General features: G+C 52.8%; 18 protein-coding genes. All 18 read right to left on the bottom strand.

The annotated features are described in order from the left end of the window. A partial coding sequence (locus PUZ33_RS01900; RefSeq protein WP_274205291.1) for a contractile injection system protein, VgrG/Pvc8 family occupies positions 1 to 394 on the bottom strand: 394 nt, incomplete at its 3' end. 4 nt (positions 395 to 398) lie between these two features. After that, positions 399 to 923, bottom strand: coding sequence for a type VI secretion system lipoprotein TssJ (tssJ, locus tag PUZ33_RS01895; RefSeq protein ID WP_029883448.1), 525 nt, complete (start codon positions 921 to 923; stop codon positions 399 to 401). A gap of 33 nt (positions 924 to 956) precedes the next feature. Next, the gene (gene tssG / locus PUZ33_RS01890; protein WP_058681279.1) at positions 957 to 2039 is read right to left on the bottom strand and encodes a type VI secretion system baseplate subunit TssG; all 1083 of its coding nucleotides are present in this window, start codon (positions 2037 to 2039) and stop codon (positions 957 to 959) included. Further along, a complete protein-coding gene (gene tssF / locus PUZ33_RS01885) occupies positions 2003 to 3772 on the bottom strand; it encodes a type VI secretion system baseplate subunit TssF (RefSeq protein ID WP_058681280.1) in 1770 nt (589 codons plus the stop codon). The genes tssG and tssF overlap by 37 nt, the downstream gene beginning before the upstream one ends. A gap of 32 nt (positions 3773 to 3804) precedes the next feature. Next, entirely contained in the window at positions 3805 to 5412 is a 1608-nt protein-coding gene (gene tssA, locus PUZ33_RS01880) for a type VI secretion system protein TssA (protein WP_062676479.1), read from the bottom strand. A gap of 19 nt (positions 5413 to 5431) precedes the next feature. Continuing rightward, complete coding sequence (locus PUZ33_RS01875) at positions 5432 to 8803, bottom strand: ImcF-related family protein (RefSeq protein WP_062676480.1); 3372 nt, start codon at positions 8801 to 8803, stop codon at positions 5432 to 5434. Further along, complete coding sequence (locus PUZ33_RS01870; protein ID WP_062676481.1) at positions 8796 to 10004, bottom strand: hypothetical protein; 1209 nt, start codon at positions 10002 to 10004, stop codon at positions 8796 to 8798. The genes PUZ33_RS01875 and PUZ33_RS01870 overlap by 8 nt, the downstream gene beginning before the upstream one ends. A gap of 2 nt (positions 10005 to 10006) precedes the next feature. Next, positions 10007 to 10270: a PAAR domain-containing protein gene (locus PUZ33_RS01865; RefSeq protein WP_072262741.1), complete on the bottom strand. Its 264-nt coding sequence runs from the start codon at positions 10268 to 10270 to the stop codon at positions 10007 to 10009. A gap of 216 nt (positions 10271 to 10486) precedes the next feature. After that, positions 10487 to 10738: a hypothetical protein gene (locus tag PUZ33_RS01860; RefSeq protein WP_126347382.1), complete on the bottom strand. Its 252-nt coding sequence runs from the start codon at positions 10736 to 10738 to the stop codon at positions 10487 to 10489. A 12-nt stretch (positions 10739 to 10750) separates the two neighbouring features. Continuing rightward, the gene (locus PUZ33_RS01855; protein ID WP_058681284.1) at positions 10751 to 11257 is read right to left on the bottom strand and encodes a hypothetical protein; all 507 of its coding nucleotides are present in this window, start codon (positions 11255 to 11257) and stop codon (positions 10751 to 10753) included. 9 nt (positions 11258 to 11266) lie between these two features. Then, complete coding sequence (locus PUZ33_RS01850) at positions 11267 to 11569, bottom strand: hypothetical protein (protein WP_126347383.1); 303 nt, start codon at positions 11567 to 11569, stop codon at positions 11267 to 11269. 46 nt (positions 11570 to 11615) lie between these two features. Further along, positions 11616 to 13037 (bottom strand): hypothetical protein, encoded by a 1422-nt coding sequence (locus PUZ33_RS01845; RefSeq protein WP_240186049.1) that lies wholly within the window; start codon positions 13035 to 13037, stop codon positions 11616 to 11618. Between the two features lie 545 nt (positions 13038 to 13582). After that, complete coding sequence (locus PUZ33_RS01840; RefSeq protein WP_126347387.1) at positions 13583 to 14002, bottom strand: hypothetical protein; 420 nt, start codon at positions 14000 to 14002, stop codon at positions 13583 to 13585. After that, a complete protein-coding gene (locus PUZ33_RS01835; protein WP_062676482.1) occupies positions 13999 to 14526 on the bottom strand; it encodes a hypothetical protein in 528 nt (175 codons plus the stop codon). The genes PUZ33_RS01840 and PUZ33_RS01835 overlap by 4 nt, the downstream gene beginning before the upstream one ends. An 11-nt stretch (positions 14527 to 14537) precedes the next feature. Further along, positions 14538 to 17501, bottom strand: coding sequence for an EF-hand domain-containing protein (locus tag PUZ33_RS01830; protein WP_252107552.1), 2964 nt, complete (start codon positions 17499 to 17501; stop codon positions 14538 to 14540). A gap of 9 nt (positions 17502 to 17510) precedes the next feature. Beyond that, entirely contained in the window at positions 17511 to 19907 is a 2397-nt protein-coding gene (locus PUZ33_RS01825; RefSeq protein ID WP_058681287.1) for a type VI secretion system Vgr family protein, read from the bottom strand. Next, positions 19904 to 22546, bottom strand: coding sequence for a type VI secretion system ATPase TssH (gene tssH / locus PUZ33_RS01820; RefSeq protein WP_058681288.1), 2643 nt, complete (start codon positions 22544 to 22546; stop codon positions 19904 to 19906). The genes PUZ33_RS01825 and tssH overlap by 4 nt, the downstream gene beginning before the upstream one ends. A 173-nt stretch (positions 22547 to 22719) precedes the next feature. Further along, positions 22720 to 23211, bottom strand: a complete 492-nt coding sequence (gene hcp / locus PUZ33_RS01815) for a type VI secretion system effector Hcp (RefSeq protein ID WP_029883904.1) — start codon at positions 23209 to 23211, stop codon at positions 22720 to 22722. Between the last annotated feature and the right edge of the window lie 2 nt (positions 23212 to 23213).

Raw genomic sequence — 23213 nt, 5'->3', positions numbered from 1 at the left:
GTCCATGCTGGCGCAGTACCTGCTCCACCACCTCCGGCACCGGCTGGTGCTGGAAAATGCGGCACTGGCGGGTGCGGCTGAGCAGCGCCAGACGGGAACTGAGCACCACCTGGTAATGCGACTGGTCGGCGGTGGTGGAAAGCCACTCCAGGCGGGTGATGATGCCGTGCACTGCCTTGCCGTTGCGCATCCTCAGGGTGGCGTGTTTCATCAGCACGTCTTCAGGGGCGAGATTGTTCTGCGGGGTGGTGAAATCGATGGTCCAGCGAAAGGGCTCGCTCAGGGCTTCGTGCCCGGTGAATTTCAGCACATCCGCTTTTACCGGGCTGTCGTTAATCTCCAGCAGATAGCGCGGCTGCCCGTCAAACAAAGCCAGCCAGTTGTCCTTGTCCATCACATCACTCCTTTACCGACACCAGACTGAGCCAGCCGTCACCCAGTTCAATGGTGCGGGGTTTATCCGGGTCGAGGTCATCCCGCGTGAGCACCAGACGCCAGCGGTTGTCCTGCATGTCCGGGCGGTTGAACAGCCCCACCACGGCGACGAACTGTGCGTCTTCATCCATTGGCATATTGAGCGTCACGCTGCCTTTGGGCATCACCAGCAAGGCTTTTGAGGCCAGTACATCGTCTTTCAGTACCGTATCAGCATTGCGCAACAGAGCTTGATAATCAGCACTATCGACTGCCTGGCGGTCTTTCAGCTGGTAAACCCGTACCATGGTGGCCAGCGGCGTCTGGGCGCCGTCTGCATTCGCCGCGGTACGGGGGGTGAAATCCAGATGCAGCGTTTTAATTTTCTTGTAAAAGATGGATTTAGTGAGACTGACGGTACCGTCCGTCACGGTCTGGGTCAGGCCGCAGCCTGTCAGCAGGGCGCAGGCGATTAGCGTCAGCGCCCGCCAGGGGGTGACTGTTGTCATTCAACATTCCTTTTGAAGAGGGAAAGTACGCAATTAATCGAAACGGTAATGACCGCCTTCAGCGGGCGGTAACGCCCGGCAGTTCAGACCTTTATAGCAGCCCAGACTCACCGTGAGAGTCTCCCGGTTATCGCTGAGCCTGCCGTCCTTCAGGCCGAGCAGGCCGGTGCGGCCCAGCTGTATTCGCCGGCCTTTACCCAGCCGGGGATCTGGCAACAACCGGACCGGTACGGTAAGACACAGCCGTGCATCGCTGCGGTAACCCAGATAAACCCGCATCAGCACCAGCAAGTCGGTATGGAGCTGACCACCGGGTAACCAGCCTTCGGCTTCATCAGGATCTTCCGTGACAAGCGTCACCCGCACCCTGCTGCAAGCTTCCCTGGCGGTTTTGCCAAGCGTTGCCCGCTGTGAAAGACGGACACGGTTGCCGGTGTCCAGCCCGGTGCGGTTTTCAATATGCACGGTAACCGGGTCAGGTTCGGTGATAACCACACGGGTATGCGGGGCTAGCAGGCTGACCAGCGCCCGGGTACCTTCCACATTGCGGGTGGGCAGCCGCATGGTGCCGAGCAGCGCCAGAAAGCGGGAAACGGGCGTTTCCACATGTTCCGCCGTGCCGGGAATACCCAGACCGACCAGTCCCAGCAGGCACTGGGATGTCGCATCTTTACCGCCCGCCTCAAAAGTGGCCGGGTAGGCATATTTACGCCAGATCCGGTAATACTGCGTGGTGATACGGTGACTAAAGATGTCCAGAAACGACGTGACCGCCTCGTATCCCTCACGACGCTGCGCGATATCATCCAGATACGAGCCCGGCAGCGGTGAATCCACGCCGTACATTCCCAGAAAGGTGGTGCGCACGGTCGGGGGTAACCCGGGATTGTCCTCATTGGTCTCAACCGTCCGCAGTTCGGTGACCGGGAACCCCATCCCCGGCCAGGGTCGGAAACGCACCGGATCGTCACCGGGATGGCTGGTCGCGCCGAGCTTTGGTGCATCCGGATGCTCCTGCTCCAGCAACTGGCAGAAACGATAAAAGTTAGCCTGCCAGATGTCCTTATTGAGGGTTAACGTCAGCCCGGTACGTACTGGCTGTGATTCTCGCGCCATCTCAGTCGTTTCCCTGTCGGTTGCAGTACCAGCGTGAGCTGGTTAAAAAGGTGAATATCCGCATAGAGCGCAAAGAAACGGTTCAGCATCTCGCCGAACAGGTTCACATCGCCCTCGCCTGCAAAGTTGTCCATGTTCAGCGTGACCTCGATATCTACGCCCCGCAGCATAAAACCTTTTTCAAAGCGGCGGATCAGCGTGTGCTTCACCGCAACGATGGCCTCAAGGCGACGGCGGTTCATTTCATCGTCAGTCCAGTCATACAGCGCCAGCGTGCCGCGCAGCACTTCGGGGTTATCCATCATGCTGAGGAAGTTTGAGCCGAGATGGCTCATTACCCGCCAGTGGAACCGGTCGTTTGCTGGGGGATACAGGGGCATGGTGGGAGCCGTGACGTTCAGTACCCTGACCGGAACTTTGCCGACTTTCACCACCCTGTCCAGCAAGGTGCTTTCGAGCGCCTTACGCGGGAGCTGCCCGTTGGTGCCAGTGATCCGCATGGAGAGCGATTCCGGTTTTTCGGCCAGTTGATCCAGCTCGAATGAACGTCCACCGAGGATAAGCCAGGTGTCATAAAGACCGGACGCGCCGCGCTTAACGCGTGTGTGGTAGTAGCGCTCCGGAGCATCGTGGCGCATCATGCCGCCCCGGTGCCGGAAGCTGGTGAACGGAACATACGGGTGCTTGCCGAGTTTTACCGCGCCGTGGATATTATCCACGCTGTAAATTTCGGTGTGCCCGTCCTGGAGGCGCAGCGGCCGCAGCAGATACTCATTTTCCAGCGGACTGAGCGTCAGCGGATCTGCCTCGAGCGTGAAGAGATTAATCACCGGCGCGCAGTGCAGACGGAAATTGTCTGTCTCAAACGGCAGATCGGGCGACCAGGCCTCACTGAGCACCATGTCGATTTCAAACCAGGTGCTGGCCGCCGTCAGTCCGAGTGTGTCAAGGCCGCGCAGCTCCACAAACATAAACTTCGGACGGAAGCTGAAATACTCCAGCAGCAGTTGGTAGCCGCTAAAGGCCGTGTCGCTTTTTTTCCACAGGCCGTCATTGTCATCAAAGCCCACCGGCCTGCACCAGCCGTCAAACTTGTGCCGCTCCGTGTGAGTTCCGGCGTGACGGGCATACATCGCGTGAACACGACGGGTCATCGCCAGATGCAGGGCTGAACTGACCGGACTTTCGGCATTCAGGAAAATAGTGACTTTCTCAAGCCCGGCATTGCTCCAGTCCACTTTTTCCGGGCACTCAAAACGCAGGCGGATGGCCGAACGACCATCCGTTTCGGTATGCAGACGCGCACCGGCAAGGTGCAGGGGTTGCAGGGGAACATCCCGCGTGGTGCGGTACTGACAGGCGGTTTTGTGCGGCCCCACCGGGCGCGACAGCACCGAAAACCCTTCGGCCAGCGTCTCTGTCTGACGCAGATTCCGCCAGTCCGGCGTAAACTCAACGATGGCAAGCGACGGGATGGTCCGCATGTAGTGCGGCCATAACAGGCTGACCAGCCCCTCAGTCAGCTCCGGCAAGTCATCATCGAGTTTTTCACGTAGTCGGCCCATCAGGAAGGCAAAGCCTTCAAACAGGCGCTCTACGTAGGGATCACGTGCACCGGGTTTATCCAGGTTGAGCATTGCCGCCCGATCCGGATGGGCACGAGCAAATTCTTTTCCGGCCTCACGCAGATAGCGCATTTCGGCCTCGTAATAGCGCAGGGTTAAGTCATCCATGCACGGTATTCCTGATTGTTAACAAGTAAGTTCTAGCCACACAGCACCATGGCCCGGGCCGGATCGATGGCAATCAGCCCTGCCAGCAGCGCGTCCATCTCGGGCATCAGCCGGGCTTTATCAGATTCGCTGCGGCCGGCTTTCATGCGCAGCAGTTTCAGGCGGCGGGCCTGAACCTCGAACAGCAGGCCCGGCTCCCAGTCCGCCAGCGTCAGCTGCGGGGCGGAGGCCGTCAGTTCCCCCAGCAGATGCAGTGCCATCTCGTTGCGGCCATACTGCTCGGCCACCCGGGCCATCAGCAGGCGCACCAGCCAGCGCTGGCGCGGGGTGTCCGTTCCCGGCCGGGACTGGAGCCAGGCGAGTGCGGCTTCGGGACCTTCGCTGTCGCCCTTTTCCATCGCTTCGGCTTCCAGTAACAGCACATCGTCCTCATGCCCGGTGGCGGGTGTTACCCGATCACTGGCAAATGACAGCCCCTCTTCGTGTACCTTTTCCGCTATCCAGCCCGTGGTCACCTCATCGGCAAACGGGGTACCGTCATTCCATGCCAGTCCTTCAAGCCCGGGCAGGCGTCTGAGGAGCAGCCGGAGATCCAGCAGAACAGATTCCGCCTGGTTCTCCCACGGCTGCCCCGCATGACTGAGACCCTGCCAGAGATACCACTGCAGATCGAGCCAGAAATGGTTCACCGCTTCGCAGTATATCTGGCTGGCCTGTTCGATCAGCTCAGTCCAGTTTTTCTGCAGATACAGACGTTTCAGCTGCGCCCGGTACTCGGGTTTAGGCGGGAGCAGCCGGGTACGGCCAGCGCTGTCCAGCGGCGGGATCTGATCAACCGTATCCCAGCGAATGGTTTTTATCAGCCGGTGAGAGGCCAGCCATCCCTGCGGTTGTTCACCCAGCCAGTCGGAAAGTAGCCTTGCCTGATCGAGCAAATCACGCCCGGATTTCACGGCCGTCAGTTGTGGCGACGGAGATAAGACGGTGTCGCGTCCGGTTTCCTGAATGCTGCTGTTCTGGGGTATAAGTACCTCCACCCCGCCGGAACGCGCAAGGCGATTATCCAGGGTGGTACAGAGACCGGTAAAGGACGGTTTTTCATCTTCAGGCCAATCAGCAACGCTCGCCGCCAGCAGACTGACAGCCCCCGCAGTCAGTCCGGCATCATCCCGATCCACTTCCGGCCAGCGCGAAAGTGTATCCAGCATTTTTGAACTGTTTAGCCATTCCAGGGCAGATTTTCTGGCATTAGCGCGCAGCGGGTGACAGCGTTTGCCGTAGCGGGACAGCATCGCGACCAGAAGCAATACCCCTTCTGCCAGCCCTTTCTCACCGTCAACGCTCAGTCGGGCCTGGATATACCAGGTGACGACGCGGATATCTTTGGCGCTTTCACACAGTATCTTTTCCGCCAGCCTACAAAGCAGCTCCGGATCGGTCCCCGAGAGCTTATTAATTTCTTCGCGCATCAGCTGGAAATTGTCGTCATAGGCCGGATCGTCACCCGTTTCCGTCTCAGGTCTGACAGGTTTTAACCAGTTATCCCAGAGTGACAGGGTGACGGAGGCGCTTTCGATAAGTTTCTGTTGTTCTTCCTGATTTGTGGCGCATGCCGCTAACAGGGCTTCCGGAGAACTCATGTTTTTCCTTGTCTCATCTTTATTCAACGTCTTCAGCGCTGGCAGCAACCGTAAATATGTTTTCAGGCAGCGTAAACCCCTGGAGCTTCAGCAATGCAAGCGGACCATCACCCAGTTCGCTGCGCATCACAAACTTCAGTGGATTACCGTCCGGCGCTATCCACACCAGTTGCATTCGGCTCGCATCAAGGGGGGTGATCAGGGCTTTATCCAGCAGGCGAATGAATCCCCAGTTGCCCTGGTTGCTGGTGTAAAGCTGCATCCCGCTGTTAACACTGCGCCAGCGGAGGTTCACTCCTGGGTAGTACGTGTTTCCCGGCCAGGTAAAGCTCTGCCAGCTTTCCATCTGGTTAAAGAAGTCCAGATTCTGCTCGTCAAGCGTCAGCTGCATGCGGGCCACATCGCGGGAAGGACGCGCCATCAGTTCGAAGTGAACGTTCGCATCCCCCTGGGCAAAAACGATATCCGACAGTTCAGCCAGCTGGTTAATGGCCCGGAGGAAATCCGGGTTCACCTCCATCCCCTGACTTGCTGAAGGATCCACCACCCAGCGGTTCCCTTCCTGATGAAGAATGCCGCCGAGGCTGGTTTTCAGGAATGTGGCGATGCGACCTGAATCACTGCGCAGGAACTGCGCCAGTAAAGGCAGTGAGGCATCACTGCCGGTGGCTTTAAACGGATAGCGACCGGCAAAGGCTTTGTTCCACTGATCGACAATGGTCGTCTGCCAGCGGGTATTAAGGCTTCCTGCCGCCGGAGTCAGCACCTGTCGCCAGGCCAGATCCAGCGGCTGCACAAACAGTGACTGACCGAATCCGTTCCACTCCTGACCTAGGCTCGCCGCCACCAGACTGCTGTAGTCACGCGTATCGGTCAGGTCGGTAGCCTTGCCCTGGAAGACTGTCTGGGCCAGCATCTGGGACATCGCCTGCGGATCCAGCGCACTGGTGACCTGCTGGAGCTTGAGGCGCACCTGCGTCACGCGAGCAAGCCAGGACTGGAAACTCAGGTTACCGTTACGTCCGGTGCCCTCTTTTCCCTCCATGAACCCCGTCAGCGGACCAAACACGTTATCCAGCGGTCCTTTCGGCCCCTGTGCCTGTTCGATGAACGGCCGGGCATATTTTTTCCGGCCAACCAGTTTTTTCGCCGAATCCACTATCGAATCCGCCAGCGCTTCGCCCTTCTCGCCTGTTTTTCCCTGGTAGTTCAGGGTGTTCATCAGCGCCACCAGGGGTGACTGACGCACATCGCCGATCAGGCTGAGCTGGGCAATGGCTTCTGACAGCGAAGTCGCTTCCTGCCACTGAATGCTGTTGACCATATTCAGCCAGGCATTGCCAAAATCGGTAAAGTAACGTTCGGTCAGCCTGGCCTTCAGCGCTTCGGGTGCGATATCGCTCCCCGGCTGACGGGTTTTATCCGTCAGAACCCAGTCAATTTCGTCGCGACGGGTTTTGACCACATCGTTAATAGCATCCTGTACCTGCTCTTCCCAGGCCTGGCGGGTAAACATGCCCGGCACCACTTCTTCTGTGCTGAAGACGGAGGAGGCATCCGTGTCACCGGTCATATCGGCAAGCGTGAGATCCGGCCAGTTGCTGGCAACGCGCTTCAGCATGTCCTGATACAGCCCGGATTCAGCATTACGCTGGCCAATCTGTTTAAGGAGGATCTGACGCACGGTTGTGACAAGTCCGGCATCAGGCTTAATTTTCCATTCCGGATGTGACGGCAGGTTCTGGGCGTAAAAGCCCAGCAGTTTTGGTGCCAGTTCCTGCCAGGCTCCATCTGATATACCCTGCCGTTTCGGCCAGGCCGTCAGCACATGTTGCGCCAGCCATCTGGCATCAGCTTTGTCCGGTCTGGCCATCATCAGGTAACTTTTGAGCACATCGTAAGCCCGTTGTGTTCCCTGCATACGGGCTTCGCTGGCCGGAGGAAGATTAACAAAAGCCTGAAGCTGCTGTTTCAGGTGGATAACCGTGACATCTCGTATCAGCAGCGCATTATTACGGGCATACAGAGGCCACAGGGCCACCAGCGTGTCGTGGTCCTGATTGAGTCCAAAGCGGGTGTACCAGGGCGCACCGGTTGCTTCCCGGTTCTGCAGTCTGGCAATCGCCTGCTGGAGCACAAGCTGGTTACGCAGACGCTCTGTCAGAGGACTTTCAGTATCCGCGGCAAGACGGGCGGTACTCTGAGCCTGGTATATCTGCGCCCGGTTGACGGCAAGCGACAGCAGTGTACCGGCTCCCCAGAGGACACTCAGGGCAAGCACCAGTAAACGCAGCCCTTTAAGCCAGTCGAAGTTCAACTTTCTGGCGCGGATGGTAGAGCAGTCATCAATAACGGCTTTCCAGCCGGGAGTATCAAGCCGGGCATTGGGTACTGAACCGGCAACGGCCAGTTCATGGCTGAATATCACGCCCCGGAGCCGATAAGCAGCAGAGCCCTGTAACAGCCCGTCAAACAGGGCGTGCAGGCCTGCCTTCAGGTCCCCCTGCAGACGGGACGAGAGTTGCAGCAGCCAGTTATGATGCGGATTATTCAGCACCTGAGACATCCCGACCTGGCGTAAATGCGGAACCAGCGTATCCAGCGTACTGAGAACATCCTGCGCGGTCACACCGGGGCCAAATAACGCGCCGGTCGCCACAGGTTCCGCCTGATCGTCGGATGTGGCTGCCTTGTCAGTCAGCCATAGCCAGACCGGAGCCTGCCACCCCAGAAGGTAATCGGCTTTCTGGCGACACCGTAAAAACGCATCGCGCTCTGTATCAGTCGGCAACACTGCGGTATCCATCACATGGATGATGCCATCCACAGGTTTGCCGGGACGCAGGCGTTTTAACCGGGACAGGAAAAGCTCGTCGGGAAGAGACTGAGCATCGCCGCCATATACCAGAATATTGCCATCACCTTCCTGCCAGAGATCGTGACAAAGTCCGGGGGCTGCTTTTTCCGTCTCGTCAGCATTACCCTGCACAAGCAGGATCCGGACCTTAGACCGCCAGCGACGACCATATCGCATCTCCAGATGTACTGACATCTGTTCATCACTGAAAATAGCTTCCTGCCCATCACCGTCAGCAGACGGAATCTCTGCTAACTGAGCCATGGCCTGTCGTTGGCTATCTCCCCAGTGAAGATAAAGACCCGCTTTCCCCGCATAGCTGAACGCTTTTTCAGTCATCCATCCCAACAGGAATATGGCTGCATTCAACAATGCGCAAAATGTCAGGATGCGCTGTCCATCATATGGTCCCAGTCCGGTGGCAGATGCCAGCCATTGCGGGAACGCATAAAACAGAAATGCGACTGTCGCTGTCAAAAAAAACAGAACTCCAGCCGTTGCGCCAATGAGCGTTTTGACTTTTACTTTAGCCATTCCCTTGATTTTCCTTACGAACGCCTTTTTTATTAACGACGGCTACCCAGACATCTTCTTCGTCTGCAGCTGATTGGGCTGCGATGATTTGTGATCCATTATCGTGACATGCGACAGAAGCAAGAATAATGACAAGCCAGGGAGCGGCTCGCCCGGCATATCCCATAGCGTAATCAATACTGCGATTGTCATCTGACAGGCTGAATGTCACTCCGTTATCTTCACAAGCTTCGTTCCACCCGCTCCCGCTGGCAAGGGCTGGTCCTGTATGCCAGGCAGCTTTCAGTGATTCAGGGTCTGTGTCGGCCCAAAGTAGTGCCCGGTTCAGCGTTTTTACCAGCGCGGGCTCTTTGCCTTTTTCCGGGCGGTGCAGGCACACTGCGTGAGGATAAGCAGCAGCCTTTCGGTTGCAGAGCACCACCAGTGTGATGGCATCGGCGTCACCCTGACTGGGGTACGCTGGTACCGAGAATGTCACAGCTGCAAGAATGCCCGGCTTTTCCCAGCGCAGGTCCAGCCAGGTATCAAACGCCGACAGACCTTTGCCAGACAGGAGTCTGAAGCTTCTCCCTGTTTTGGCAGCAAGTTCTTTTTTGAGATGTGACTCAACGCATTGCCTGATATCGTCATCACAGTCCAGCATCAGGCAGCAGAGAATATCCGTCGGGAGTGTTGCGGTAATATCCTGCACCCGAGCGGCAAGTGTTGAGGTGGTGGCAATTATTTCAGCCTCCAGGTCGACCTGAAATCCTGTCAGGGCTGCATATCTGACAGTGACTTTACTGCCCCGCGGCGTTGAGAAATGCACTATGGGCATAGTATGGCTCGCCGTCTGCAGCAATGCTCCGGGCTTATTTCCTGCGGGATGCTGAATGTGATAACCCAGCATCCAGCCGCAACGCTGACCACGGCGGATTTCCTGCTGAATCAGCGCTTCCCGCTCAGCATTACGGGATTCAGCCCCTACCTGTTCCGCTTTGTACGCGAATCGACGCAGGGAAAAGAGCACTCCCCATAAACAAAATGGTAGCCCCTGCGCAGTAAACCAGAAAATGAATCCGGTTCTACTTGAGGTCCATTGCCAGAGCGTTAACGTGATACCAGCAACCAGCATAAGTGCCAGAAACAGCAACCAGCGCCGGGGATTGGGGCGCATAACTTTCGGCGCTTTTTCGGGAATGGCGTCCAGCCAGACGGGCATGTTCAACCAACCTTTGCAGGAACAAAAGAACTGATCAAAGTGCAGCCGCAACCGCACCTGTGGCCGTGAAAAGCAACAGGGATACCATTATCCAAATAGTTGGGATTACCTTCGATGATCGTTGTCGGACCATGCCCAGGTATCGGGCAGGAAACCCTGTCGCCTTTACGTGCCACGCCGATTCCACCAAAAATTATGGTTTCGGAACAGGTCACTACTGAACCACCGTGCGTGGTTTTGTCGCCTTTTCGAATAATTTGCAACATATTTATTCCTCTGTTGGGATTTATTTTTCATATCACCTGTTAATATTATCTAAATATTATTTGTTCCTCCGTGTCATTCTCAACCACCCCCCCTGACCATAAACGAGAGGCTCTCCTTTAATATACATATGGTTTCCTTTTTGCTTAATTTGGAATTGAGGTGACGGATACACACACCCATCATCACCTCCTGTATAGATTAAAATATATTCTTTATTATTTTTTTATATTATAATCACCATCACATGAGACGGGTGCATGCCATGTAGTTATCCTGACATGCGCTTTTTTTTGTCCGTAAAACATATCCACATCATATCGCATATAAACTTGTGAACCATCAGATAACGTTTCACCATTCATTTCAAAGAAATATTTCTCATCAGAGCGAGTAAGTTCTGAGGCACTTGAAGCGCAGGTAAATAAAAACGTTATAAAGAATACAATACTTGATATCAGGTTGACCATCCATCCTCCTCTTTAACCGGCACAAAACACGTCAGTTAACTTTAATGGATCTTTATTTGTAGTATCAAACGTATATGAACAACTAAATTCAGCAGTCATATTCTCCGGAGCAGAAATGAGCATGTTTTCAAAAATAACGATCCGCCCATTTTTTATTTTAACCCGAAAAGAATAACTCCCATTTTTGTCAGTAAACTTTTTTATATTTCCATCCAAAGCGTCACCATTTAGAAAAGTGGAGTTGACAAAATTGATAAAGAACTTTTTAGATGCCGCACCATTAAATATAACATTTGAATTATGCAAATCGTTGTTACCAAATGATTCCGGAGGGGATTTCCCGAAATCAATAAATAGTTCAGGGTGAAGTTTATAAGAAGATAACCTTGAATAATCATTCACTGAAATAATCGGGGGCGTAAATGCCTTTGTAAAACCCCTAAAATAATTAGAATATATCAACTCATCAGCAATTGAAGGGATAGACACGAATAGCAAAAAAAACGATATTATTTTCATTCATTGCCCTTAATGTGTATCAGAATAACTTGAATCAGGTCCAGAAACATTCATAATTTCTAAATCATAATCTTCTGGCCTAACGTTATAACCTTTTGGCTTCATAAAATACTTAACAGCTGTTATCGAGTTGGCTCGGATAGAAATGCAATTTGCAGTTCCTTCTCGCCCACCGCCCTGGTTTCCTCCTAGTATAAGTAGTCGACCCTGAGCATTAATGCCGCAAACAAATCCAACGTGGCTATATTTCATCACAGCAATAGCTCCATAGAAGGGCTTATCTACAACCTCACCATTTTGCCAAGAACCCATGCCTCAAGAATACGCCAAAGCACTCTTCGTAGCTAATGGAGCATACTTAGTCTGTGTAAAGCACCAGTTTACAAATGAAGAGCACCATGAGGTGCTCACCATCTTTGCCCTTAGCGTTAGTTGTGTCATGGTATATCTTAATTTTATCATTTAATACAGAATCGGACTCAATTAAATCTTTATATTTATTATATTCTGATATTGCAATTGGCATCCAATCTGGATTATTATTTTTCTGAACTATACATGAACACTGGTTCTTATATCTTTCCCCTTCGGCAATCAAAACACTCAACCTTGCAAGTAATTCACTTTTTTGTATCAAACCATCATTATTCCCTTTATTTCCATGTTCTGTAGAGTCTAAACTGGCATTTCTGCCATATGCTTTCTCATTGTCCACCTTTGAATACAGAACTGCATCATTCGGCTTCCCTACACCTTCAGGACAGAATATAAAGGTATAAACATCTTCAGGGCTTTTTATTTGATCAAATTTTTCTTTGTTTGAAGTAAAATATAACTTCACATAATCTAGCTGTTCAATCTCGTCCATAAGTGCAAGCTGCATTTTAGTCAAAGTTAGATTGTGAATTATATTTATTTGTTGTACTGCTATAGAAGTGAACTGAATCAACCCTACTGCACTTTTCTCTACTATACTTTTATCTTTAATTATTTCCTCTTTAGTAAATACATGAAGTTCAATTTTAGGTCTAGTGCCCGACTTACTGGAAATAAATATAATATCACCATTTTTATGGCGCGCTTTTCTGTAAGCTACAATAGAAGATGTGAACATTCGATTCGTTTCAACAGACATACATCCCATTAAAACATCAGCATATCTTATTTTATCTTTCTCTCCCCACATTGCAGCACATATCTTGACAATTTTTTTCCTGAATTCACAAGCCTTAGCAGCACCTAATCTCTGGTTTACCACTTCACCCCAGATTAATTTTGCGCAGTCCTCTTCCGTTTTTAGCGCAGATAAAAACTCGATCGGATGAAAATGCCACACGGCCTCATCTTTATCAAACGACGGAACCCTGCTCATCCACTCCAGATCCGCCTGCCATTTTTCACAGTACCCAACTTCCAGTGAATCCAGATCTTCGTAAAACCCTTCCCAGCGCCCCGTTGAACGCCCCTTACTCCATTCGCTGTGATGTTTTACCGCCAGACGATTCACCACATTCTTCACCAGCGGATCGCGCACTGCCAGCGCCTGTCTGATTTCTTCTGCAGTAATTTTCCCGTCACGGTTGCTGTCCATCTCTGCCATCAGATCACGATAAAATGGCGGCACCAGACCGTACTGATATCCCGCGCCCTGTTCTGCTGAACGGCTTATTGCCTCAAACGACTGAGGCACCCAGCTTTCATACGGGCTGTCCATCACATCACTACTGCAGTCTTCCTCCAGCGCCTGAAACCCGAGCTTCAGTAAATCATACTGATTCACTTCTTCAACATCACTTTGCGGTAACCAGCCACTCCCGGTAATTTTGTACCACCAGTTCTGTGATTCATCCGCAACGGGTGTTGTTGCTCCCCGTGTGAGCAGGCACAGCGCGCTCAGTCTGGCTGATATCGGGGTAAATACCGGTTGCCCTGTTGCATCCTGCCGGGTAAACAGGAGCTTTCCTTTTGATGCCAGAACTGACTTTTTATCGCCCTTCTCGCATTCAGATCTTTATAAAAGCCTTCCCAGCGCCCGGTTGAACGCCCCTTACTCCACTCGCTGTGTTGTTGCTCCTAGTATGAACAGGCACTGTGCGCTCAGTCTGGCTAATGTTGCTGCAAATACTAGCTGTCCTGCTGTATCCTGCTGGATAAAAATTCAGCGCAGTCATGCACGCCCTGCCGGTAGCGTGACTGACTCGGCAGCTACTTTACCAGGCTGCATCATTTATTAGAGAATCATTCACGGCCGCATTCCTGCCTTACGGTTGTCAAATATCAACACAAACCCGCCTCCTTCATTCCAGCTAAGCGTCATGTGAGTTATTAATGTATTTTCCTGATACTATGCCAATCTCCATCCCCCCAAGGAAATAACACACTGCGTATTAAAACCTCACCTGAAGATGTTTTTTTCATAAATATTTGAGGCGCAGGGGATTCACATTCCCCTCCTACATTTTCCTCTTGAGACCAGCTCAAAGACAAATAATCTTTTTCATTAATCATGGAATATGAACCATCACAACTAAATGGCGCATGCCATGATGAGATAGTAACAATAGCATTGTGATTATCTTTCAGATTAACATTCCACGTAATACTTGCTTTCTGTCCATCAATCAACTCATCACCTTTTTGCGTATAAGTATAGATCCCTGGAGAAATTGAATTAATTGGCATTGAAAAGCATGAATAGCTCACTAAAGCTATCACAACTTTCAAACAAGGAAAGATTTTTTTCATTCATAAACCCCCTCGGAACAGTTAGCCATGACTTCATATCCAAGAGCATAATATAAGTGATATTTTTTGGGCTCGGAATAAATATGCACACCTTCGGTGCTAGTGCAAAAGGTTACTCTAGCTTTAAAAGCATTGCCAGTTATAAATACACCTTCTTTATCTCCAAAAGTCACATTAATTTCCCTCGCATTTAATTTCGGATAAATAATGGCAATATCGATATTATTTAAAGACATATCATCTAAAAAAGAATAAGTATAAATACTTTTATTTGTTTCAACATCCTCAACATATTCATTTCCCCCTACGACAGTGAGAGACTCACTTAGAATGGGTTTGCATATTCTCTTTAATGGGGAACAGATTAAAACTATGTCATCTCGTAAGGAACTTTTTGTTGTCGAAATCAACAATCTTGCCCCTTTACTAGTTACAATCCCTATAGCAAAAGATGGAATAAATTCTTTAGCTTGAATCCAATACGGAGAAATTATCAAAGATAAAGCTATTAGTAATTTAAACATATATCACCTTTTTAGTGACCGTCATCTGACCAATGCGGAGGATCTGATGCCAATTTATAGACACCATAAGTTGCCCCTACACTATGCAATTGAGACTGTGAGCTAACAAGAACTTCAGTACCGTCAGCATTTTTTAATACCTTACCCATAATATCAGTTATCGTCATGTCAATAGCACGTTTCTGAGTATGCCTTGATGTAAGAACTGGTTTGTAAACAGTATGGTAACCGCTGACCATATCCCGAGCGGCCGTAACTGCGGCAGTATGATTTCCTTTATGGGTCCAATCTATATTTACACCTTCTTTGTCCGGAACTTCAGAGGGGTTTAAACCCTCTCTGGCAATCTTCCATGAATAATGCATTAAATATGCTCTTTCTACCGGTCTGTAAGTCGCGGATATTCTGACATGGCCGCCGGCGTTTTCGATTGAATTAATAAAATTTTGTACGGATGTAGAAAATGCAGGAAGTAAGTCATTAAGTACTGCACTTGTTGGGAATCTGTTCACCCATTGTGCTCCACTAGGTTCTTTAGATATCGTCAAAGAGTCTGGATTGCAGATACATTTATTTACGTATAGTCCTCCCTCTTCTTTTAACTTATTCAATCGAGTTAAAAGCTCTCTTCGTTGAATGATTCCATCATTATTTCCAGCATTACCATGTTCAGTCGAATCTAGACTTTGATTATCTTGATAATAATTTACACTTTCATCTTTATCTTTTTGCCTGCTATATAAAGCAAAGTCATCATTCATTCCTACACCAGCAGGACAAAAAATACACAAATAAATGTCATCAGCGCTATTAATTTTTTTGAAAAGTGATTCATTCGATGAAAAGTAAAGTTTTACATAGTCAAGTTGTTCTATTTCATCCATTAATGCCAGTTCTTGCTTAGTCACTGAGAGTCCATGAACTCTATTTAATTGAGTAACGGCAGGTCCAGTAAATTGAATTAAGCCCACCGCATTTTGCGCAGCTATAGATGGGTCTGCAATTATTTCTTGCTTTGAAATGGGCCTATATTCTTTTATAGTCCGCCCTTTACTATTTAAAACAACGTCTCCCTGTGAATTAATTTTTGGCATTAACTTAACTACGGAAGATGTAAATAAACGTGAAGTTTCAACTGCCATGCAGGACATAAGAGAATTAGCATATTCGTTTTTCTTTTCTTCCCCCCATAGTTCAGCACAAATTCTAACTACTTTCCTCCGGAATTCACATCCCTTAATAGTACCTAGTCTCTGGTTTACCACTTCACCCCAGATTAATTTAGCGCAGTCCTCTTCCGTTTTTAGCGCAGATAAAAACTCGATCGGATGAAAATGCCACACCGCCTCATCTTTATCAAACGGCGGAACCCTGCTCATCCACTCCAGATCCGCCTGCCATTTTTCACAGTACCCAACCTCCAGTGAATCCAGATCTTCGTAAAACCCTTCCCAGCGCCCCGTTGAACGCCCCTTACTCCATTCGCTGTGATGTTTTACCGCCAGACGATTCACCACATTCTTCACCAGCGGATCGCGCACTAACAGCGCCTGTCTGATTTCTTCTGCAGTAATTTTCCCGTCACGGTTACTGTCCATCTCCGCCATCAGATCACGATAAAATGGCGGCACCAGACCGTACTGATATCCCGCGCCCTGTTCTGCTGAACGGCTTATTGCCTCAAACGACTGAGGCACCCAGCTTTCATACGGGCTGTCCATCACATCACCACCGCAGTCTTCTTCCAGCGCCTGAAACCCGAGCTTCAGTAAATCATACTGATTCACTTCTTCAACATCACTTTGCGGTAACCAGCCACTCCCGGTAATTTTGTACCACCAGTTCTGTGATTCATCCGCAACGGGTGTTGTTGCTCCCCGTGTGAGCAGGCACTGTGCGCTCAGTCTGGCTGATATCGGGGTAAATACCGTTTGCCCTGTTGCATCCTGCCGGGTAAACAGGAGCTTTCCTTTTGATGCCAGAACTGACTTTTTATCGCCCTTCACGCATTCCGGATTGGCCAAAAAACCGGGCATCCTGCTGTCTGTACTCAGCACTTCCAGATGAACAAACCATTCCCTGTCCACAAGCCGACTTCCCTCTCCCGGGGATTCCGTACACCCCATAAATCCGACAGGCGCTCCGGCGCTGACCTTCCATTCTTCCGTTTCCCCTGTCAGTTCTACAGAATCAAAAACACCTTTTTGCTTCGCCTTCTGCATCCATTCAGGCATCAGCCCCTGTATTTCTCCGTCCGGTTCCATCAGTTCAGGATCCAGCGTTACCCAGTACTGCTCTTTTCCCGGAATATTATTTTTCAGTAAACGGACCAGCCCAAAAGTTGTCAGGGTTGTTTTTCCCTTCTTCGTGACATAAAAACGCCCCGTCCGGGAAGAGATAAAACGGTCACCTGCCTTAAGGTTCTTCTTCGTTTTGGCTGGCGCAGGATATTTTCCGGCCTCACCGTTGTCCGGCTCGCCCTCCGGCATACCGTTCTGCCCGTTTTTATACTGACGTAACAGTATGCCGCTGTGCCCGTCCCTGACTTTATAGCAGGGAGAAGCCGGATAATCGGCAACCGGGGCAAGATGCATATACAGACTGTAAAATTCCAGCCAGCTTTTTTCTTTTTGCGGATCCGGTTTACACAGCGATTTAACCAGCACAAAACTACTGCTGTAACGTAGCTGTTGCCCACAGTATGGGGCAGTGAGATACTCTTTGTTTAATCGGTACGCAACCACAGTGCCGTCAGCCATAAACTGGAGTGGTACAGGTTCTCCGGTATTGAGTGCATCCGGGTTCAGGGCCGAGAAGGGATTAGAGACATCACTGATATGGATCCCGCCATGCCACTGTCTATTTGCACCCAATAGCCATGTTCCGTGAGCTTCATCGTCGACAAGACGCATGACTTCATCCAGCGAGCGAAACTCCTGACCACTTGTGTTCCTGATGGGATAGCAAATTTTCATAGACACTCCTTATCGGGAAAATCTTCCGCGCCGCTGCATTGGTGGTTGTGAATTTTCATCTTGCTGTTCTTCTGTAGAAAGAACCTGCTCGAGACTGGTTTTCTTAAATACTTGTGTGACATTTTTCATTGACGCCCCTGTGCCAGGCACCAGGTAATTAGCCACTTTCATTATCATCATCCCTTCAGAGCCATGCTCTATCCCGTTCTTGCTCAGCTTAAGATATGACCCGCCGCCGTTCAGCGTTAAGGTTTTCGGCGTGGTAATGATGATTTCGTCTTCGCTGCTGGTCACGGACATCTTTTTTTCAGATAACAACGACATGGTGTTGTGCTGTGCCTGAACTTCAATATCCCCCTGATTCGCAACCAGCTTCGCCCCCTCCTTATGCACAAACAACCCCAGCGCCTTTTCTACCGTCACGGACAGGTTCTGCATAGCGCCGAAATCCAGATGCTCGCCGGCGTTAATCATGGTGTTCTTCGTGCTGGTCAGCTGGAGATGTTCACCGGAGGTCAGTGCCACCCCCTGCGGGGCGCTTGCCAGTATCACAGACGACTGAAGATCTTTCAGCCTGCCCGTAACCAGGCTGACCTGGGTGCTGATATCGGAGACCAGCGCGCCGGCGGCTTCGGCAGCACCGTTCAGCGCCTGCATCTGACTGTTGGCCTGGGTAATCTGATTCACCACCGGAGTCATCTCCAGCACCTGCCCCTGAGCTTCTGGCTGCTCATGTGCGGCCAGGAAAAGCCCCCTGGCCGCACGAACGGCACCATACTCATCCGTGCGCAGTTCAAAACCGGTACCACGCTGTTCGCGCTGTGCATCAACCAGATGGCCCATATTAAGCTGACTTTTCCCGTACTCCGTGGCGAGCTTGATATGCTCCTCACCCCTCCTGTCTTCAAGCCGCAGCTTATTATTCGCCGGAGTGCGCAGGACGTTGCGCGTGTGGTTATCACTGGTGACGTGGTCAGGGTGTTCAGAGTCGTGCTGAGCATATGCAATATACGGCCGGTCCGGGTCGCCGCTATCAAACATCACCGCCACTTCCGTTCCGTCAAGCAGCGGTGCATGCCAGCCGTAAGTGTCACCAGCATATGGTTTCGCCAGCCGCAGCCACAGGTAAGCGTAACCCTGTTCGCTGCTGTTGCGGTCAAAGTCCAGCTTCACCCGGTAACGCCCCTGCGTATCCAGCCAGGCGTAAGTGTCGCCTTTCTGCGCGCTCTCCACGCGCGCCGGCAGTGAGCCGGAAATCACCGGACGGTTAAGCAATGCTGGACGGTAACAGATGCTTTCGCTGTACGGTATACCGTCGAATTTCATCTGAAAGCTGTCCTGTCGCGAGCCACTGGCTTTTACCGTGGTGATTACAATTCCGTCTTTCACCATTTCCGGCAGGCCCGTATCGGTTTCCAGCACCTGGCCCGGCGCCAGATGCGGGCTGGAGGTACGCCCGCTGACGGTATACTGCTCATTCAGGATGCGCTCGTGGCGCAGACGGGCAAAGAACGCGCCGGTTTCAGGACCTTCCGTATCACCGGCTGTCAGAAACGGCTCTGCGTAGTGGTAGGTTTCACCCGTTGTGATGTCTTCCTGTCCGCTGATACTGACCGTGCTGTCCTGCGGCGTCAGCGCTTCCCGGTAGTTGTAATCCCGGGTTGTCACCCCTCCACTGACAACGTGGTACGCGGTATGAATATCCCAGATACTCTCCCTTCCGCTGTCACTCATCCCGGCGGGGTTTCGTAGCGGGAGGGTCACACCAAACTGGTACTGCTCCTGAGAGTCCTGGAAAATGACGACATCCTGCTCAAGGCGGCTGTCCATCTCGAACCGCCAGAAAATCCCCACTTCGGCCAGCAGACGCTCAATAAACTCCAGGTCGGTTTCACGCCACTGAGTAATCAGCTCCCGAACCGGATACTCGCGGGACAGGCGGAATTCAAAGTCTGCCCCCTCCAGCCCGTGTTTACGCAGGATCTGCTCCACCACTTCAACAACGGACTGATTGAGGAAAATTTCACAGCCCTTCGTTTTCGCTAACAGGGCAATACGCGGCACCAGCGCCAGGGCGTAAACGGTATCCTCTTTTGATGTGGATTTGCGCTCAAATTCCTCAATCACGCCGTAAACGGTACGCACAGGTAAAGCAGGCGTCCCGTCAAATACCGGGGTCTGGAACGTAAAGGATGCGGGTTTTAACAGCACGGCTTCACTTGTGATATCCGGCGAAGAGCAGGTCACGGAGATATCATACCGCCAGGGCTTGCTGAGGGATTCAACCGATGTGAATTTCAGTACGTCAAGAAATTCAGCGCAGTCATGAACGTCCAGCCGGTAACGGGACTGACCGAGCAGTTGCTTTACCAGACTCACTGCATCATTTATCAGAGAATCACTCATACGCCCGCTCCTTCATCAAACGCCAGCACAATCCCCTCCTCCTCATCCCAGCCAAGCCACAGGTGCTGTGGCTTCTGCCCCGCCGCCATATGCGTCAGCAGCTGCTGACTCAGCAACGGCAGAATCTGCTGATTGAGCAGGCTGTCAACGTTGCGCGCCCCGGTATCCGGCAGCAGACAAGCGGCGGTCAGCGCGTCGTACAGGGATCCATCGATGGTGGTCGTCATACCATAGTGACGCGCCAGACGCTGACTCACCTGACCGAGCTTCATCCCGACAATTGTACGCATGGCTTCCTGCGTGAGGGGACGGTAAATCACCGTCTGGAAACGGGCGAGTAAGGCTGGCTGGAAGTGGTCACGCAGCAGCGGACGCAGTAGCTCGTGCAGCTCCGGTTCGGTGGCTTCCGGCTGTGCATCCAGCAGCTGCATGATGTGGTCGCTGCCGAGGTTGGAGGTCATCAGAATCACTGTGTTGCGGAAGTCAATTTCCCGCCCCTCGCCGTCGCGCATAAAGCCCCGGTCAAACACCTGATAGAACAGGTTCATCACGTCACGGTGCGCCTTCTCCACTTCATCGAGCAGCACCACGCTGTACGGACGCTTGCGCACCGCTTCAGTCAGGATGCCGCCCTGACCGAAACCGACATAGCCCGGAGGGGAGCCCTTGAGCTGGGAGACGGTGTGCGGCTCCTGGTATTCGGAGAGGTTGATGGTTATCAGGGATTTCTCGCCGCCAAACAGTTCGTCCGCCAGAGCCAGGGCGGTTTCGGTCTTGCCGGTGCCGCTCGGACCGGTCAGCAGGAACACGCCCTGCGGGCCGTTCTCCGGCGCAAGCCCGGTTTTTGACGCGCGCAGGCGCTGCGCGATGGCATTCAGCGCCGCATCCTGGCCCACCACGCGTTTACCGAGGCTGGTTTCCAGGCTCAGCAGCTCCGTCTGCTCGTCCTTCATTAATGATGAGAGCGGCACTCCCGTCCAGTCGGCAATCACCGTGGCGACGGTGCGCACGTCAACGTCCAGCCCCAGCAGCGGGTTACCCTGCTGAACGTCACTCAGTTGCTGTTGCAGACCGGCAATTTCCGCCTGGCGGGAGATGTCCGCGCGGCAGGCGAGCAGTTCTTCCGTGAGCTTCAGCTCCCGGCCGTACTGCGTTTCCCGTTCGTCGAGTTCCACGATGATGCGGACTTCGTCCTGCTCAATGGCCGCCAGACGTTCACTGTGGGAGGTGTTGCCCACCGCGATATCCTCCATCAGCGCCTGCTTTTCCATCGCCAGGGCCGTGAGCTGCGCCTTCATCCGGGTCAGCGGCTCCGGCACTGTGTCAAGGCTCATGCGCACGCGGGCCGAGGCGGTGTCCAGCAGGTCAACCGCCTTGTCCGGCAGCTGGCGGCCGGTCAGGTAACGTCTGGACAGGGTGACCGCCGCCCTGACGGCCTCATCGGTAATGTGCACCCCGTGGTGCTGTGCGTAGCGTGATTTCAGACCACGCAGCATCAGGCAGGCGGTGTCGTCGTCCGGCTCATCCACTTTCACCATCTGGAAGCGACGTTCCAGCGCCGCATCACGCTCAAAATACTGCTTGTATTCAGACCAGGTCGTCGCGGCGATGGTTCTGAGTTCGCCACGCGCGAGCGCGGGTTTCAGCAGGTTGGCCGCATCCGCGCCACCCGCCTGGTTGCCGGCGCCGATAATGGTGTGGGCTTCGTCAATAAACAGCAGCACCGGCAGCAGCGACTGCTGCACCGCCTCAATGATGTTTTTCAGGCGCTGTTCGAATTCTCCCTTCACACCCGCACCCGCCTGCAGCAGGCCGAGGTCAAGGGTGCGCACCGAGACCGGCTTCAGTGCGTCCGGCACGTTGCCCTCCGCAATGCGCAGCGCCAGCCCTTCCACCAGGGCGGTTTTCCCCACGCCCGGCTCGCCGACCAGAATCGGGTTGTTCTTACGGCGACGGGAGAGGATATCCACCATCTGGCGGATTTCGTTGTCGCGGCCGAACACCGGGTCGATTTTGCCCTCGCGGGCGCGGGCGGTGACGTCGAGGGTGAATTTGTCCAGCGCGTTCTGCAGGGCCGGATTCAGTTCCCCCTCTTTCACTCCGGCATCAACCGGGCGGCCGACAAACGTCACCTCGCCGTCCTGCGCCAGCTCTTCTTCCTGCTGCACCTCCGGACGCTCGTCCGACTGCGCATCCAGCAGCCCGCGCAGACGCTCCAGCTGGCTCTGCGCCAGGGTCAGCAGCGGCCACAAACCGTCGCAGCGCACCCGTTTTGGTTTTTCAGCCAGCGCCATCAGCAGGTGAATGCTGCGTATCTGCTCTTCGCCCGCCAGCGACGCCCGCAGCCAGGCGTCCTGCATCAGGGTCTGAATGCTGCCGGAGAGCTGCGGACGGCTGCGTACCGAACGGGGCAGCGTGTCGAGAAATGCCAGCAAATCCTGCCAGATGGCGTCCATATCCCATTCGTAGCGCCGTGCCAGCACCGTCAGGTCGCCCTCTCCCTGCTCCAGCAGCTTCAGCAGCCAGTGCTCGGGCAGGATTTCCGCATGGGCGCGGGTCTGGCACAGGGAGGCCGCGCCTTCCATGGCACGGGCGCAGTAGGGGTTAAGACGGCGTAACAGGATGGCTGGATTTTCCATGAGGCTCTCTCTTTATCAGTTCCGGACACGCTACCGCCCGTCGCTGTTCCCTGTCATTCAGGAACCCAAAGCGCATAAGGTCGGGCAGGCAGATTGTGTTGTTCTTTGCTGAACGCCCGCGGTTACAGACGTTCAGCAAAAACGGCGGACAGGCAACCCTGTCCGCACGGGGCTTACGCGGTGGTACGTTCGTTCCAGCTGTCGGAATGAATGATGTTGCCGTCCTTGTAGGTCCAGGTGATTTTTTCGTAGCGCAGCTCAATCTGCTCGAGGTGGTTGTGCTTCTCGAACGCCGGGTCCTTGATGTCGTGCATCTTCGGATTCACTTTCACCAGCTTCACGTTCTCAAGCTTCGTGTTGAAGTACTCCACTTCCTGCCCGGCGTCGTTGATTTTGTACCACTTGAATTCCGCAGATTTCAGGGTCTGGCCGGTGGTCACTGCCTTGTACAGGTACGGGCTGGATGAGTCGATCTCCTTGGTGAACAGGAACGGCGTGTGGATACGGGTGCCGGTCAGCTTGCCGGTATTGTTGTCGGTCGGGATGTACAGGTTATGCTCCTGCGCCACCACCTCGATGCTGCCTTCACGGTCCTTCACGTCCACGGAACCTTTGATGTCCGCGCCGCCGTCGTCCTTCAGCCACAGATAAACAGGAATTGCCATGT

The sequence above is a fragment of the Enterobacter cloacae complex sp. 2022EL-00981 genome (assembly GCF_028737495.1).
Classification (GTDB): Bacteria; Pseudomonadota; Gammaproteobacteria; order Enterobacterales; family Enterobacteriaceae; genus Enterobacter; species Enterobacter cloacae.
Note: the sequence above shows the minus strand (reverse complement) of the source record. Positions and strands in the feature narration are given on the sequence as shown.